The sequence below is a fragment of the uncultured Paraglaciecola sp. genome, from assembly GCF_963977085.1.
Lineage (GTDB): Bacteria > Pseudomonadota > Gammaproteobacteria > Enterobacterales > Alteromonadaceae > Paraglaciecola.
The window spans coordinates 536,774-553,417 of the sequence record NZ_CAXBNC010000001.1; the positions used below are offsets into that span (position 1 = coordinate 536,774).

General features: G+C 41.6%; 12 protein-coding genes. 5 read left to right on the forward strand and 7 right to left on the reverse strand.

Features of this window, described 5'->3' with window-relative positions:
* Positions 1-10: 10 nt before the first annotated feature.
* A complete protein-coding gene (locus AAC000_RS02290) occupies positions 11-1,225 on the reverse strand; it encodes a CaiB/BaiF CoA-transferase family protein (protein WP_339719720.1) in 1,215 nt (404 codons plus the stop codon).
* Between the two features lie 12 nt (positions 1,226-1,237).
* Entirely contained in the window at positions 1,238-2,419 is a 1,182-nt protein-coding gene (locus AAC000_RS02295) for an acyl-CoA dehydrogenase (RefSeq protein WP_339719721.1), read from the reverse strand.
* A gap of 131 nt (positions 2,420-2,550) precedes the next feature.
* Between AAC000_RS02295 and AAC000_RS02300 the strand changes: the two genes are divergently transcribed.
* From AAC000_RS02300 to AAC000_RS02320, 5 genes are all read left to right on the forward strand, one after another.
* Positions 2,551-3,432, forward strand: a complete 882-nt coding sequence (locus AAC000_RS02300) for a LysR family transcriptional regulator (RefSeq protein WP_339719722.1) — start codon at positions 2,551-2,553, stop codon at positions 3,430-3,432.
* 302 nt (positions 3,433-3,734) lie between these two features.
* Positions 3,735-4,934 (forward strand): acyl-CoA dehydrogenase family protein, encoded by a 1,200-nt coding sequence (locus tag AAC000_RS02305; RefSeq protein WP_339719724.1) that lies wholly within the window; start codon positions 3,735-3,737, stop codon positions 4,932-4,934.
* 20 nt (positions 4,935-4,954) lie between these two features.
* On the forward strand, positions 4,955-6,076 hold the full coding sequence (locus tag AAC000_RS02310; RefSeq protein ID WP_339719726.1) for an acyl-CoA dehydrogenase: 1,122 nt from the start codon (positions 4,955-4,957) through the stop codon (positions 6,074-6,076).
* Positions 6,077-6,302: 226 nt separating this feature from the next.
* Positions 6,303-7,484 carry an NAD(P)/FAD-dependent oxidoreductase gene (locus tag AAC000_RS02315; protein WP_339719728.1) on the forward strand — a complete coding sequence of 394 codons (1,182 nt, stop codon included), beginning with the start codon at positions 6,303-6,305 and terminating at the stop codon, positions 7,482-7,484.
* A 161-nt stretch (positions 7,485-7,645) separates the two neighbouring features.
* Entirely contained in the window at positions 7,646-8,584 is a 939-nt protein-coding gene (locus AAC000_RS02320) for a LysR substrate-binding domain-containing protein (protein WP_339719729.1), read from the forward strand.
* 20 nt (positions 8,585-8,604) lie between these two features.
* On the opposite strand, the gene AAC000_RS02325 is transcribed toward AAC000_RS02320, so the two are convergent.
* The 5 genes from AAC000_RS02325 to AAC000_RS02345 all read right to left on the reverse strand — a co-directional run bounded on the left by AAC000_RS02325 (position 8,605) and on the right by AAC000_RS02345 (position 16,482).
* On the reverse strand, positions 8,605-10,065 hold the full coding sequence (locus AAC000_RS02325; RefSeq protein WP_339719731.1) for an NAD-dependent succinate-semialdehyde dehydrogenase: 1,461 nt from the start codon (positions 10,063-10,065) through the stop codon (positions 8,605-8,607).
* A gap of 77 nt (positions 10,066-10,142) precedes the next feature.
* Complete coding sequence (locus AAC000_RS02330) at positions 10,143-11,498, reverse strand: MFS transporter (protein ID WP_339719733.1); 1,356 nt, start codon at positions 11,496-11,498, stop codon at positions 10,143-10,145.
* Positions 11,499-11,527: 29 nt separating this feature from the next.
* Positions 11,528-12,685 carry an iron-containing alcohol dehydrogenase gene (locus tag AAC000_RS02335; RefSeq protein WP_339719735.1) on the reverse strand — a complete coding sequence of 386 codons (1,158 nt, stop codon included), beginning with the start codon at positions 12,683-12,685 and terminating at the stop codon, positions 11,528-11,530.
* 70 nt (positions 12,686-12,755) lie between these two features.
* Positions 12,756-15,398 carry a TonB-dependent receptor gene (locus tag AAC000_RS02340; RefSeq protein WP_339719737.1) on the reverse strand — a complete coding sequence of 881 codons (2,643 nt, stop codon included), beginning with the start codon at positions 15,396-15,398 and terminating at the stop codon, positions 12,756-12,758.
* Between the two features lie 49 nt (positions 15,399-15,447).
* Complete coding sequence (locus AAC000_RS02345) at positions 15,448-16,482, reverse strand: alpha/beta hydrolase (RefSeq protein ID WP_339719738.1); 1,035 nt, start codon at positions 16,480-16,482, stop codon at positions 15,448-15,450.
* Positions 16,483-16,644 lie beyond the last annotated feature (162 nt).

Below are 16,644 nucleotides of genomic sequence, written 5' to 3' on the forward strand. Positions count from 1 at the left end.
GCTGTTTAAGCTAACTAACCGCACCGCTAGCAAAAAGACGAGCGATTTGCTGTTCAGAATAATTCAGCGTTTTAGCTAACACTTGTTCACTGTGCTGACCTAAATCCGGTGAAGCGCTGTGATACTGCAAAGGCGTGTCCGAGAGATGAATAGGTGAAGCAATAGTGTCTACTAGCTCCCCCTGCGCAGTGGGTACTTGTCTGACTATTTCACGGGCTTTAATTTGTGGGTGATTAAACACTTGTTCTAGTGTATTCACGGGTCCACAAGGCACAGCCACAGATTCTAGTTGCTCAATCCACCAGCTAGTGGTGTTTGACGCGAGTTTGCCTGCGAGTAAAGGAATAAGCTGCCCACGGTTTTCCACCCTCAGAGCATTAGTGACAAAACGTGGATCCTTAGCTAATTCAGCACATTGGGCCACTTGGCAGAATTTAACAAATTGGCTGTCATTACCCACAGCTAAAATAAGACTGCCATCTTGAGTAGCAAAAGTTTGATAAGGCACTATGCTGGGATGCCCGTTGCCTAGTCTTGCAGGATTGTTGCCTGTTGCTAAATAGCTCATGCCTTGATTAGCTAAAGCCGCCACTTGTACATCAAATAAGGCAATATCAATATGTTGCCCTTGCTTAGTATGTTGCCTAGCCATTAAGGCGGCTAATACCGCATTACAGCAATATAATCCTGTCATCACATCTACCACAGCTACGCCCACTTTCATCGGCTCGCCATCAGGCTCACCTGTGATGCTCATTAACCCCGCTTCACCTTGGATCATGGCGTCGTAACCGGCCTTGTGGGCGCTAGGACCCGTCTGGCCGAAACCAGTAATAGAACAATAAATTAACTGTGGATTAAGCTGCTTAACACTTTGATAATCCAAACCGTATTTAGCCAAGCCTCCCACTTTATGGTTTTCAATCAACACATCCGCTTGGGCAATCAAATCTTTAATAACTTGTTGCCCTTGCTGCTGAGTGATATCCACAGCAATAGACTCTTTGTTACGATTCATACAATGAAAATAAGCCGCTTGAGGTGGCTGCTGTTCTGTAGCCTTTTTGATAAAAGGCGGCCCCCAAAAGCGGGTATCGTCGCCTTGTTTTGGACGTTCGACTTTGATCACTTGTGCGCCCATATCCGCCAGCATTTGCGAAGCCCAAGGGCCCGCTAATATACGACTTAAATCAACAACCTTAATATTATGAAGTGCGCTTAGCATCAAAAGTAGCCCTTAGTAAAAAGACTGAATGCCAGTAATGGCTCGACCTAAAATAAGTGCATGCACATCATGGGTGCCTTCGTAGGTATTCACCGCTTCTAGGTTCATCACATGACGGATCACGCCAAATTCATCACTAATACCATTGCCACCGTGCATATCACGAGCAATACGGGCAATATCAAGTGCCTTACCACAATTGTTACGTTTCATAAGAGAAATCAATTCAACTGGGCATTGATCTTCATCCATCAAACGCCCCATTTGCAAACATCCCTGCAAGCCAAGGGTAATATCAGTTTGCATGTCAGCCAGTTTCTTTTGAACTAACTGATTGGCAGCCAAAGGGCGACCAAATTGTTCACGGTCTAAAGTGTAAGTTCTCGCTGCATTAAAACAGAACTCCGCAGCCCCTAAGGATCCCCAAGCAATGCCATAACGGGCTTTATTTAAACACCCAAAAGGGCCCGCTAATCCTTTAATGTCAGGGAACATATTTTCATCTGGCACGAATACATTATCCATGACTATCTCACCAGTGATTGAGGCTCGTAATGAAAATTTACCTTCAATTTTAGGCGCCGACAAACCTTGCATACCTTTCTCAAGCACAAATCCACGAATTTTACCTTCGAGCTTAGCCCACACCACAAACACGTCGGCTATGGGTGAATTTGTGATCCACATTTTGTTACCCGTTAATGAATAACCACCGTCTACTTTTTTAGCATGAGTGGTCATAGAGGCTGGATCACTGCCCGAGTTAGGCTCAGTCAAACCAAAACACCCCACCCATTCACCAGACGCCAGTTTAGGTAAATACTTGATACGTTGTGCTTCTGTGCCGTAAGTGTATATCGGGTGCATCACCAGTGACGATTGCACACTCATGGCGCTGCGATAACCACTGTCGACCCGTTCAACTTCTCGAGCCACTAAGCCATAACTGACATAATTTACTTCACTGCCACCATATTCAGTAGGCAAAGTGGCACCTAAAAGCCCTAGCCCACCTAATTCGGTCATGATTTCCCGATCAAAATGTTCGTGCCTATTGGCTTCAAGCACACGGGGTAAAAGTTTTTGTTGGCAATAATCATGAGCGGTATCACGTATCATGCGCTCTTCTTCGCTTAATTGATTATCAAGAAACATAGGATCTTGCCAGTTATAAGGGGTTAGCTTTTGGCTCATAAGGACACTCCGTTTAAATACCTGAATAGGTAATAGCCTAAATTATCGGATTACTCTATGCTTAAAAAACGAATAAATATAATATATAGTTTTTATACTTTTAATTAATTTTGATTATCATTTGTTGAACGATGAATTTAAAACGTCTTGAATATTTCTGTCAATTGGCAGTACTAGGAAACTTTACTCGTGCTGCGCAAACATTAAGCATTGCGCAACCAGCATTAACCGTGGCAATTCAAAAGTTAGAACAAGAAGTGGGCTTAAAGTTAATAAACCGAGCTGATAAACACTCTATTCTAACTGCTGAAGGCAGCGTTTTATATAAACTGGCCACCCAGCTATTAAGCCAAGCCAAACAAGTTGAACTAGAGCTAGAAGAGCTAAAGGAACTAGAGAGAGGCACGATTCGTTTTGGGGTGCCCGCTATGATGGGCTCTTACTATTTTCCCAAAATATTGACAGACTTTAAGCAACAATACCCCAAAATAAAAATTCACTTAGTCGATCAAGGCACTGCAGCCCTTGAGAAAATGTTACTAAATAGCGAATTAGATTTAGCCTTAGTACGAAGTGATTTAGAAAACCCACAACTGCGCTACACCGAGTTGATAAATGAAGAAGTGGTCGCTGGCATGGTTAGCTCTCATCCCTTAGCTGCTGAAAAAACGATTTCTCTAAAACAATTTTGCCAACAACCCTTAGTGTTGTTTCATGAAGGGTATTTTTTACGTGAAGTAGTGAGTCAATATTCTAAAAAACATCACTTAACATTAGACATCGCTATGGAAACCAATCTTATAGAGCTGCAAAAGTCCTTAGTTCGCAATGGAGTCGGTATTACCACTTGTCTTTCTCGTATTTTAGACAACGAACAGCAAATGACCTGTACCCCCTTTGAGCCAAAAATTGAATTTAAGTTAAGCCTAGCTTGGAGAAAAAACCATTACCTTTCTAAAGCCAGCAAAGTGTTTATGACTTACCTCAGCTCAACGGTTGAGCCCTCCCATTAAATAGCCACAGCGCTTATCTAGGCGTTTTTCAGCCCGCCTTGGCGAACTGATTGTTAATCAAACTTGTAATTTGTACACCTTGATTATCACCCTCAGATATTGGGGTGCTTATAAATCATTATTAATAGTAATAATTTCCAAAACTCACCCCAACTACATAGGATAGCGTTAGTAGAAAAGTTTGTGGTGATATCCAAATAAGTAGTGTGCAGGTCACTACAACTCAGATCCAAAAAAAATGATATTTGCCAGAAATATGCTCAAAGTCGTTCAATCAATTAGGTACACCAAGGGTTTACAAAATGAATCTAGATTTCAGTGCTGAAGAAAAAGAATTTCAACAGGAAGTTCGTGAATTTTTGCAACAAAAGTTGCCAAAAGAAATCGCCGCAAAAACTAAAAAAGCGTTACACCTATCAAAAGAAGAATATGTGCAGTGGCAACAAATACTTTACTCCCAAGGCTGGGCCGCTGCTAACTGGCCGGTCGAATATGGCGGAACCGGGTGGACTAGTACCCAAAAGTATATTTTTGACAATGAGTGCGCCAAAGCCGGTGCCCCAGATGTGATCCCCTTTGGTTTAAAAATGGTTGCACCTGTTATTTATCACTTTGGTAATGACGAACAAAAACAACGTTTTTTGCCCGATATATTGGCCAGTAAAGTGTGGTGGTGTCAGGGGTATTCAGAAACGGGCGCGGGCTCTGACCTAGCGGGACTAAAAACCACAGCAGTGAAAGACGGCGATGAATATGTGGTTAACGGTACAAAAACATGGACCACCTTAGGTCAATTTGCCGACTGGATATTCTGCTTAGTGCGAACAGGCCCACCCAGTGCAAAAAACCAAGAAGCCATCAGTTTTTTATTAATTAACATGCACGATCCTAACATTACAGTTTCACCCATTATTACTATTGACGGAGGCCATGAAGTCAACGAAGTACATTTTGATGGGGTGCGTGTTCCAGCCAACAACCTTATTGGTGTCGAAGGTCAAGGTTGGACTTACGCTAAAGTATTGTTAACCCATGAGCGAACCGGTATAGCTCGTGTAGCTATGTCTAAAGAACGCCTAGTACAATTAAAACAACTTGCAGAAACATCTGATGACGGAGCCAACAAATTGCTCGACGATCCTATTTTTGCGCAAAAAGTCGCGAACTTAGAAATCGACTTATTGGCCTTAGAATATACTGAATTACGCACCCTTTCTGCAATAAGTACAGGCCAGGCACCTGGGCCAGAATCCTCAATCCTAAAAATTGTCGGCACTCAGATCATTCAAGGCATCGACGAATTATATGTCGAAGCGGCGGGTTATTATTCAATGCCATTTGTGCCTCAACAGTTCGATGATGAATTTGACGGGCAACACATTGGCCCCGATATGGCAGCTAACAGCGCGTTAACTTACTTCAATAACCGTAAGGCATCCATCTATGGTGGCAGTAACGAAATTCAAACGAACATTATCAGCAAAGCCGTTTTAGGCCTTTAAATTAGCATTAGGAATTTATTATGGACTTTTCGTTAAGCAGCGAACAACAAATGATTCAAGATAGTGTATCGAAGTTTATCCTCAACGATTACGATTTTGAAACACGTCGAAAAATACTCAAATCAGCAGCAGGCTTTAGTCAAGAAAACTGGAATTTATTTGCAGAACTAGGCTGGTTAATGCTGCCATTTTCAGAGGAGGACGGCGGCTTAAGTGGGTCAATGGCTGACCTTGCTCTTGTCATGGAAGAATTTGGCAAAGGCATGGTAGTTGAACCTTTTATTGCCACTGCCGTTTTAGCAGGTGGCTTAATTGCCTTAGCAGGTAATGAACAGCAAAAAGAACATTATTTACCGAAGATCATGGCAGGTGAATTACAAATGGCCTTTGCCTGTGCTGAACCACAAAGCCGCTATCATTTAAACAACGTAAAATGTCGCGCCACTGAAACGAATGGCGAGTTTGTGATTAACGGCCATAAGTCTGTGGTTTTAAATGGTAATCATGCAGACACATTAGTTGTGGCAGCACGTACTTCTGGCGAAACCAGTGATAACCATGGCATCAGTTTATTTTTGGTTGATGCCAACCATAGCAGTGTTAAACGAGAAGGTTACGCCAATGTAGATGGCCATCAAGCGGCCGATATATGGTTTGATAACACGCCCATTATTGGAACCTTAGGTGAACTAAATAACGCCTTACCTGCCATTAGCAATGTTATCGACAAGGCCACACTAGCGGTGTGTGCTGAAGCCGTTGGCGCTATGCAAATCGCTCATGCACGTACCTTAGAATATGCCAAAACCCGGCAACAGTTTGGTCGCACAATTGGTTCTTTCCAGGCATTACAACACCGAATGGTGAATATGTTTATCGAACACCAACAAGCCAAATCTATCCTGTTAATGGCGGTTTTAAAAATGGATAGCAATGCTGGAATAGATGCGAAAGCACTATCAGCTGCAAAAAGCCGTATTGGAAAAGCCGCCAACTTAGTAGGCCGAGAAGCCATACAAATTCATGGTGGCATAGGTATGACAGACGAACTTGACGTAGGCCATATATTCAAACGTTTAACCACCATTCAATTTTTGTTTGGAAGCACTGATGTACATACAAAACGTTTTGCGTCTTTGTAATTGCTACATTAATCATTTATCAAAAATGATGTAACTGAGCACCGGGAGCCAAGTAGTTAGCATTGACTCAGACTATGGCTACCCGGTTATTAGAAACATTCAATAGCTTAAACTTTGCTAGTTTTGTCATAAACGAATAAATCTAACACTAGAGCACTTATTATAGACTCGTTAATACCCTATAATTCCGCCCTCAAAATAGGTGTGATCACAAACGGACGATAAATTGAAAATAGTAGATGTCATAGTATTAGGTGCCGGCGCCGCTGGGTTATTTTGCGCAGCGCAAGCGGGTAAACGCGGCCGTAATGTAATGGTGCTCGATCACGCAAAACGTTTAGGCGGTAAAATCCTCATGTCAGGAGGGGGCCGTTGTAACTTCACTAATATGTATGCCAGCCACGAAAACTTTTTATCCGACAATCCACATTTTTGTAAATCAGCCTTAAGCCGCTACACCCAATGGGACTTTATTGGCTTAGTGGCAGAATACGGCATTGCTTACCACGAAAAAACCTTAGGCCAGCTGTTCTGTGATGACAGCGCCAAAGATATTCTAAATATGTTGTTATCTGAGTGTCAAAAGGCCAATGTCACTGTAACCAATCAGTGCGAGATTTTGTCAATTGAGAAAACTGAATCTGGTTACACACTCAACACTGCAAAAGGCCAGTATCAATGTGAGTCTTTAGTAATAGCCACAGGCGGGCTTTCTATGCCAAAGCTTGGCGCTAGCCCTTTTGGTTACAAAGTGGCTGAACAGTTTGGTTTAAATGTTAAACCTACAAGAGCTGGACTGGTGCCTTTCACTTTGCACGAACAAGACAAAAAGGTGTTGTCAGAACTCAGCGGTATTTCACTCGATGCCAGCGCCAGTTGCAACAACACCAGCTTTAACGAAAACATCCTATTTACCCACAGAGGCCTAAGTGGCCCCGCAGTATTACAAATATCCTCATTCTGGGAGCCAGGCCAAACCGTCGAATTTGATTTATTCCCCAACGGTGACTTATTGGCTGATTTACAGCAAACACTTCAAAACCAGCCAGATGTGCAACTTAGCACAGCACTGGGCAATCATTACCCCAAACGTTATGTGCAAGCCGCACTGCCCTACTTAGGCATTGAGAATAAACCCCTAAAACAATACCAAGGCAAACAACTAGATCAAGCCGCCCAAGCCTTCCATCAATGGCAACTCAAACCCAATGGCACCGAAGGTTACCGCACCGCAGAAGTCACCCTAGGCGGAGTCAACACAGACCAACTCTCATCCAAAACCATGATGGCAAAAGACGTTGAAGGCCTTTATTTTATTGGCGAAGTGGTTGATGTGACAGGTTGGTTGGGAGGGTTTAATTTTCAGTGGGCTTGGAGTTCTGGATGGGTGGCTGGGCAGGTGGTTTGATTTGTTCAATTTGCTGATCTGATAGCGTTAGGATATATTGTCTTTAGTCAGTGCTGATTAAATAGTTTCCACTTATGATATTGAATTATAGGGAAATTTCTCTTATTAATAATCAAGATTTAATCAATACGAGCTAACCAAATTCAATTTTAAGGCCTGATATGTCGAGACGTTTGCCACCACTTAATACACTTTGGGTATTTCTTACCGCGTCCCGTGTTTTGAGTTTTACAAAAGCAGCGGATGAACTGTTTATTACTCGCTCAGCAGTGAGTCGGCAAATCAAAAATTTAGAAGAACATTTCGGCATTAAACTATTTGAACGTCATAAAGTTGGCCTAGAACTCACCGAGAAAGGGGTGATATACGCCAATTCTATTTCCAATATTTTTGCCGATCTAAAGGTGGCCACCAATATACTGCATCATGGTAGTGAAGATCTAAAACTTAAACTTGGCATTTCAGCTACTTTTAATTCAACTTGGCTCATGAGTCGTCTATGTAAACTCGAACAGTCTCACCCTGATCTAACACTGTCATTTTTCACCAATAGTGTTGATACGGGTGAAGATTCCGTAGATTTTTCTGGTGAGAATATGGACGCAGCAATTCGATTAGGTAACGGTGATTGGCCTGGTTGTCATAGTGATAAATTGGTTGATGTATATGTACAACCTGTATGCTCGCCTTCGTTATTAGATGAATTACATAGTACCGACGACACCGCTGGGTTAGCTAAGTATAATTGGCTCCACTATAACCATTTATCAAAGTTGTGGGACCAATGGTTGTCACGTACCAGTCACCCTGCTTTGCATACCGAAAAGAAAAATATCACCTTTGATAATGTTGCTGTAGCTACCCAAGCCGCAGTTGATGGCTTGGGTATAATTCCTATGTATCGCCCACTTGCCGATCCATTGTTAAAGGAAGGTAAGCTGGTTATTGCGCACGATTACATGATGTTGAAAAAAGAGTCGTACTATTTTGTATGTCCTGAGCAGTACCAAAATGTTGAAACTCTCAAAACTTTTCGAGATTGGCTAGTAGCAGAATCGCAACTAGCCCAACAAGAATGGGACCAAGACCAATTGAGATGATGTGGGCACCAAGTTTGAATTTATACCAATCCCCCCATGCACAGGTACTTGATTTCAGTATAATCGTCCATACCGTATTTAGAACCTTCACGACCATTGCCTGATTGTTTTATACCTCCAAATGGCGCGACTTCTGTTGAAATCACTCCTTCATTTATGCCAACTATACCGTTCTCTAAACGTTCTGAAAAACGCCATATTCGTGAATAGTTTTGAGTGTATAAATACGAAGCTAATCCTGCTTCCGTGGCATTCGCTAACTCCAAAGCTTGTTGTTCAGTATCAAACGCAATAATAGGTGCCACAGGCCCAAAAATTTCTTCTTTAAATACGCGCATATCTGGCGTGACATCTGACAAAATGGTTGGCGGATAAAAATTCGCTCCTAGTTGCGAGGGTGAACCACCTAATAAAATTTTAGCGCCGTTTTCTGCGGCATATGTTACTTTTGCGTGGACGTCTTGCACCGCTGCTGCCGTTATTAATGGTCCAATTGAAACCTTAGCTTCTATACCGTTACCCATTACCAGTTTTTTAGTTGCTTCTACAAACTTGGTCGTAAATGCTTGATATACACTACTGTGCACTAGAAAACGATTGGCGCATACACAGGTTTGCCCGGCATTACGAAATTTCGATGCAATGGCTCCCTTTACCGCTTGGTCAATATCTGCATCTTCAAATACAATAAATGGTGCGTTGCCTCCTAGTTCCATAGATACTTTTTTAACTGTATCGGCACACTGTTTAATCAGTATTTTCCCTACCTTAGTGGAGCCGGTAAAGGATAGCTTTTTAACCAGTGGATTATCGGTTAACTCCTTACCTATTTCTTTTGAATCCACTCCTATTACTACGGAAAACACGCCTTTTGGAATACCAGCTCGCTGCGCCAATTCTGCTAACGCTAAAGCACTTAAAGGGGTGGTTTCTGAGGGTTTGACAATTATGCTGCATCCTGCCGCTAATGCTGGCGCTGCCTTACGGGTGATCATGGCATTAGGAAAGTTCCAAGGTGTTATCGCTGCCACCACACCAATAGGTTGTTTAATAGTTAACAGGCGTTGGCTTGATTTATTACTGGGAATAATGTCGCCGTACATCCGTTTCGCTTCTTCGGCAAACCATTCAATATAGGACGCGCCGTAAAGAATTTCAGCCTTGGCTTCGGCTAAAGGTTTACCTTGTTCTACCGTGAGGATAGATGTCAAATCATCAATATTTTCGATGATTAAATGGTACCAGTTTTTGAGTAATTCGGCGCGCTGTTTGGCTGTGGTTGCACGCCAAGTTTGCAACGCATCTTGGGCGCACTCGATTGAAAAAACGACGTCTTCCTTAGTCGCACTGGCCACTTTACATATTTCAATGCCCGTGGCTGGGTTTTGTACTGAAATTGATTTTTCTGAGTCGCCATCGACCCATTTCCTATTGATAAAAAGTTGTTGTTTTAATAGTAAAGGATCGTTGAGATACAGCATGGTTAGTCCTTTTAAATTTAGGTAAAAAGACATCTCAGCCAAAGGGTTATCAATGGCTGCGATGAAATATTAAGTTGTTATTTACAATTAGATTTTTCTAAAGAAGTAAGTGTTTTACGATAATGGGGTAAACATTTACCTAGCAATAGTGCCGAGCCTGCCATGGCAAAGCTGGTAACGAGTAGTAATGAATACCCAACCATCTCAGGTGAACCAAAAATGTAATCTGTAGACAAAGCCACTAGAGTTGGCCCAAGTCCTAAACCGATTAAATTGACGACAAATAAATATAAAGCACTGAATTGACCACGCATATTACTGGGCACAACTTCTTGGATAGCTGCAGGTCCCAAGCCCATCATAAAGTTCGCAAAAAAGGTTGATATAGCCAAGATAATTAAGACTAATTGTAAATCTGAGATGAGGGGGTAAATTAAAGTGGGAATAATACCAATGATCATTGCCCACATTGCTACGCGAATTTTGGCGTCGCTTTGTCCAGCTTTACATCGCTTGTCGGCTAAAACCCCTCCGATGATGACACCACCCGCACCACAAAAAAGTACAATGATCCCAAAAGCTAAACCTACTTCCCCTCCTGTCATACCGTGCACACGAATTAAATAACTTGGTACCCATGCTAACGCGCCGTATCCCCCAACTGACGCAAGGGCAGCACCCAAATTGTGCAACAATATAGTTTTCTTATTTTGCTTAAAAAATTGAATAACCTCAGCTACAGGAACAGATTTTTCATGAATTTGTGGTCGACTAGGTTCTTTTAGCGTGAATAAAAAGGGGACTAACAATAACCCTGGTAGTCCTACCGCCAGAAAAACGGCCTGCCAGGCATACACTTCACCAATAAGAGGTAAGGTGATAGTCGAAAATTCTTCCGCCCATTGTATCACCATGCCACCTACGATTAGCGCCATACCCCCACCAAGGTAGATACCCATAGTGTAAATGCCGATGGCTTTGGCTAAATGCTTTTTTTCCACGCTATCTGCTATAAGCGAATACGCGGCTGGCGATAATCCTGCTTCGCCCACCCCCACCCCCATCCGAGCAAAAAACAAGCCCCAATAACCTTTAACCAATCCACAAGCTGCGGTCATTAAACTCCACACGAATATTGACCCAGCAATAATACCGCGGCGACTTTTACTATCGGCTAGACGCCCTAATGGCAGCCCCATAAGGGTATAGAACAAAGCAAATGATAAGCCTTGTAATAAGCTCATCTGGGTATCGTTAATACTTAAATCTCGCTTCATGGGTTCAACCAGTAAGCTCAAAATTTGCCTATCGATAAAAGAGAACGTATAGGCCAATAGCAAAATAAAAATAAGGTAAACCGAATACAAATTTCCCTTTGATGATTTAGCTATATTTAAGCTAGGTTTGGTTTTATCCAGTGTTTTTTCAGTCATTTTAATGTCTCAATATAAATTGGCAGGCTCTAATAAGCGGCTTGATAAATGGCCAAAATATCAGTTTCATTCATGGGTCTTGGGTTATTCACCAACAAACGCTCTTGTTTGAGCGCGTCCTCAGTTAGCGCATCTAAACTGCCTCGACTAATACCCACACTGGCTAAGGTATTAGGCAAACCTAGGTCGATAATAAGATTTTCTAGGAATTCAATAAAAGCGTCGGTTTTGTCGTCATCAGATACCAATTGTAAACTTGTTTCTGGCAATATAATGTCTGCCAATTCTGCATACAAATGGGCAGCCGCGGGCTTATTGAATCTCAGAACATGGGGCAAAACCAGCGAATTACTCAATCCGTGAGGGATATGAAATTGCCCACCCAATGGATAAGCAAGGGCATGAACCCCTGCTACCGGCGCATTAGCAAACGCCTGACCAGCCAAAGTTGCGCCTAACATCATATTAGAGCGAGCGGGTAGATCTTGGCCGTGATGAACAGCAGTTTGAATACTTTGTGACAACAACTTTAATGCTTGAACTGCTAGCATATCTGAATAAATATTTTTCTTGATACGACTGGTATAGGCTTCAATGGCATGGACCATCGCATCTATACCGGTGGCGGCGGTAATATGTGCAGGCAAATTAATGGTTAAGGTTGCATCTAACAATGCCATATCGGGCAATAATAGCGGCGAAACAATACCCATTTTCAATGCTTTACCAGTGGTTACAATGGAAATAGGCGTGACTTCTGAACCAGTACCAGCTGTTGTAGGAATTTGAATAAGCGGTAATCGAGAGTGCGTCAATTTGTCGATACCAAAGGCATCATTCACCGATTGTGTAGAGTAAGTTAATGCGGCAATTAATTTAGCCGTATCTAGAGAGCTGCCACCGCCTAAGCCAACCACCCCATCGATTTTGTTTTGTTTAGCGAATAACAGCGCTTTCTCAATGACCGCAATGGGCGGATCAACCTCCACCTGACTAAACAGCACGACGTCGATTGAGCTATTTTCTAAACTGGTGATGACCCTTTTATGTAAACCTAGCTGAACGATCCCTGGATCAGTCACTAACAAGACATTGCTAATATTAAGATTTTGACAATATAAGGCTAATTCCGAAATAGCATTTGGCGCATTTACAATTGATTTGGTGGTATTAAAAACAAATGACATAGTATTTTTCTTATGGTTAAAGAGGGGAATTTGAATCCCCTCCTTGAGTTATACAATGATGGGTTTGCGCCTAGAATGCGTATTTTACTTTTGCGTAAAACACTCGGCCTAATGGGTTATGTTGTTTTGGATCATAACTTAAGCTACCAACAGCGGTGTAAGCCCGTGGTGGCAATTCATCTAGTAAGTTTTTAATCCCTAAAGTTACAACAGCTTCACTGTTTTCTGTGATACCGAAAGTTGCTGCATACTGCGCATCAACAGTTGTAAAAGCGTCAACAGTTGAACTTTCACCGGGTAAAGCTGACACATCTACGCCCGTTTCATAGCTTGAGACATAGTTAACGTTTAGTGAAGCTCGTTGGTTATCATCAATCCAATTAAGATTTAGCGAGCCTTTAGTTTCTGGCATAGAGCGAGCAAAGTTATCAATATTAAAAGAGCCCGCAGCTTCAACCACTTCACCGTTATCTTTGGTCAATTCATATGAAATAAAATGTGACGCGCTAAACGAAAGGTTGAATTGATCTGAAATAGTCCAAGTAGATTCAATATCAAATCCATTCACACTGACCGATGAGGAATTAAAATAGTTCACTTTCACAGATTGTAAAAATCCAGCATCTGTACGAATGATATCCGCACCATTTGGATCATCAATCAACTTACCCTGAGCATTTTCAACTGTGATCATATTGGTATAATCTACACGCCAGACGTCTAGTTTAAAATCCAAGTTATCAGTAGGTTTAAAAATCAAACCAACATTGTAGTTCTCAGATTCTTCAGGCTTTAAATTGTCATTACCTGTAGCAATTACGCCAACAAAAGCACTGGATTTGGCCGAACCATCATCGTTGTAATCGGTAATACTGGTAATTACCGCTGATGAGGCGTTTTTCTGTGACAAGGATGCTTCTCTAAAAGCGGTACTTGCTGATGCGCGGAGGATAAATTCATCGGATATATTCCAACGAACGGCTATTTTAGGATCAAAACTTGAGTCGCTTTCTAACTTTTCGTAACGCACCGCGGTTTTTATTTCAATGTCTTGTGAAACAGGAATAACACTTTCAGCAAACACAGCAAATGAACTTCTATCTACATCAACATGGGACAAACCTTGTAAAAAGATTAGATCAACGGGGATAGGGTTTCCGTCTGCATCAAATTTGATTTCAAACACATCATCAGTATCAACTGTAAAACTTTCATTTCTGGCTTGCATACCTGCTGCAAAGCCAATTGTTCCGGCAGGTAATTCGTACAAATCACCGCTAACAACAGCATCCAGTACTAACAAATCGGTGCTTTTCTCTGCCACGGTCATGTGGGTAAAATCATCAATAATTGATTGACTAAGACTTGAACGATCAAAAGGACTAAAAAGCTCGTCGTTGTTTGGCCCGCCCACACCTGCTAACGCAGCAACTAATCTGGATTTCAATTGGTCTTGCTGATATTGAGTGTAGTTATTTTTACTATAAGTTAATGCTGTATTCCAATTCCAACCATTGTCTAAGTCACCTACCAAATTAACTGAAGTACGAAAGGTATCATTTTCACGAGGGGCTAATGCCGGATCAAAACCAGCTCCCAATGGTCTTCCTAGCCAAACAACACCCACACCGAAGGGGTTCCCTGAATCTGTTGGACCAATATAAGGAAATGTTAAGTCAGGATAACTGGGAGATTGAGGGTTATCTTTTACTTCGTTCGAACTCCAACTCATATCTACAGTTAGTTCGTTCCCATTATCAAAATAATGATTAACATTAGAATATAATTGTAATCGAGTCTCGGTATTAACTAAGTTATATAGAGGACCAAAATTAAAACCACAACGAGTGCCATATGCTTGGGGTATCAATATACCCAAACTATCATCTAAACAGCTAGGGTCAGGCACATTCTCATAAGCCCCATAACTCCCAGCATAAGGACCGTCCACTACTTCAGCATTACCCAAAAGTAGAAATGTATTACCTAAAGAACTTAATGCCACATCGCCTAATTCGGGTCGGTCTTCAATAGTTAAAGGAGTCCTATCTAAATAATGACCTGAAACTGTAACAAAAGTATTTCCAAGCTCAGCGCCCCATAAAAAACCTATATCCGTGTCTTTTTGACTGCTATCGGTAGCCTTACTGATAGCAGCAGTAATTTCAAAACCTTCAAAATCTTTACGTAAAATAAAGTTAACTACACCAGCAATTGCGTCTGAACCGTAGGTGGAAGCCGCGCCTTCTTTTAAGACTTCAACTTGCTCAATGGCTTCAATCGGAATATGGCTTGAATCAACAAATACACTCCCATCGTTGGTAATGGCGCCAGATAGCGTTTGGCGGCGGCCATTAATTAAAACCAAGGTTGAACTTAAGCCTAAACCTCGCAAATTCACATTACCTGTGCCTTGTGTCGAGGCTTGTGAAAAGGAGTCAGCTTGGTTTTCGGCACCTGAAGATATGGATAATTTACCAATTAACTCGGCTACTGTTGTGGCCCCTGTAGATTGTATAAAATTAAAGTCTAGTACTTTAACGGGTTCAGCTTCGTCTGCTGCAGTACGTTTTATATACGACCCCGTTACATTAATTTTTTCTACTTCTGCATCTGGGCTTTTGGTTTCTTGAGCAATAACAGGCAATGTTAATGAAGCTGAAATAGAAATAGCGAGCAACGTTTTTGAGGTTAATAATGTAGTTATTTTCATGTTGTGTCCCAATCGTGTGGTTATAGTTTTATAATCAAACTTGGTTTATTTACTTAATATTCATCACGATTTTGAGCACTAATGCGCACTCAGTTACCGCGTCTTTTGCTTGTTGTAAAACACCATAATTTATAAAGCCGTGAAACATATCTGTGTAACAGGAATGTTTAACGGCGATACCGTTTTCTTTAAGTTTGTCTGCGTACATTTGCCCTTCGTCGCGCAATGGATCAAATCCACCGGTTAAAATAAAAGCTGGAGGAACATCTTTAAAATCAGATGCTTTTAATACATTAAAGCGAGCGTCATTTTCTTGTTCGCTGCTTATGTAAAGATCATGAAACCATGCCAATAGCGCTTTGGTTAAGAGAAGGTTTTCTGAATATGCTTTACGACTTGGTGTTGAATCATTTCCGGCAATACTGGGATAGATCAGTAATTGAAAGTTGGGTTTGAAATCATCTCTATGTTTATTCAAATGACAGTATACTGTAGCAAGGTTGGCACCCGCACTATCGCCGCCAATTGCGATACGGCTTGGATCTAAGTTTAAGGATGTTGCGTTTTGAGCAATCCAATCCGTTGCTTCCAGCGTATCTTCAACGGCACCGGGGAATACGGTTTCTGGAGCTAAACGGTAAGCTACAGAAATAACCACCAAATTGGATTGCGAGCATAATTGTGAAAGCAATTTGTCGTAACTATCAATCCCGCCGAGAACAAATCCGCCACCATGAAAATAAATAAGTGCAGGGAGCAGACTTTCATGCTCAGTTATAGGTCGATAAACTCTGGCGGCTAATTCATGGTGTTTACAAGGAATGCTTATATCTTGCTTGGTTATATTGTTAACGTCGTCATGTTCGAAAGGATTCTCTCTATACTGCCTCGTATATTTAGGTTCGAAAGTGTAAGCAGGAGGTAACGAGTGAATATAATCGAGCACTTTCTTTGCCCCATCATCAAGGCCACCCTTGGCAGCCGCAGCCTTATCCAATACGTTTTCATTAGCACTAGTTTGAGCCAAAAGTAATGCTTCACTTAGTGCTTTATCGTTTTTTTCAACAGCTTCTTTTGACAACATTCTTTAAACCATTATTAATTTATTGTTAATTTTTTGAGTGAGGTTTTTTACCGCCTAACAAATATGTCATCAAGCGACATATAAGCAACAGGCTGTCGACATTTACTCAACAGGTCAAAAAAAACACTAAAATACAATTAGTTAAAAAAATTTAATTTACAG

Bases quoted from the DNA above. Each gene is read 5' to 3' on its own strand.
- AAC000_RS02325 (WP_339719731.1), bottom strand. From the start codon at position 10,065: ATGCTGTATCTCAACGATCCTTTACTATTAAAACAACAACTTTTTATC.
- AAC000_RS02305 (WP_339719724.1), top strand. From the start codon at position 3,735: ATGAATCTAGATTTCAGTGCTGAAGAAAAAGAATTTCAACAGGAAGTT.
- AAC000_RS02320 (WP_339719729.1), top strand. From the start codon at position 7,646: ATGTCGAGACGTTTGCCACCACTTAATACACTTTGGGTATTTCTTACC.
- AAC000_RS02330 (WP_339719733.1), bottom strand. From the start codon at position 11,498: ATGACTGAAAAAACACTGGATAAAACCAAACCTAGCTTAAATATAGCT.
- AAC000_RS02295 (WP_339719721.1), bottom strand. From the start codon at position 2,419: ATGAGCCAAAAGCTAACCCCTTATAACTGGCAAGATCCTATGTTTCTT.
- AAC000_RS02290 (WP_339719720.1), bottom strand. From the start codon at position 1,225: ATGCTAAGCGCACTTCATAATATTAAGGTTGTTGATTTAAGTCGTATA.
- AAC000_RS02300 (WP_339719722.1), top strand. From the start codon at position 2,551: ATGAATTTAAAACGTCTTGAATATTTCTGTCAATTGGCAGTACTAGGA.
- AAC000_RS02345 (WP_339719738.1), bottom strand. From the start codon at position 16,482: ATGTTGTCAAAAGAAGCTGTTGAAAAAAACGATAAAGCACTAAGTGAA.
- AAC000_RS02335 (WP_339719735.1), bottom strand. From the start codon at position 12,685: ATGTCATTTGTTTTTAATACCACCAAATCAATTGTAAATGCGCCAAAT.
- AAC000_RS02340 (WP_339719737.1), bottom strand. From the start codon at position 15,398: ATGAAAATAACTACATTATTAACCTCAAAAACGTTGCTCGCTATTTCT.
- AAC000_RS02310 (WP_339719726.1), top strand. From the start codon at position 4,955: ATGGACTTTTCGTTAAGCAGCGAACAACAAATGATTCAAGATAGTGTA.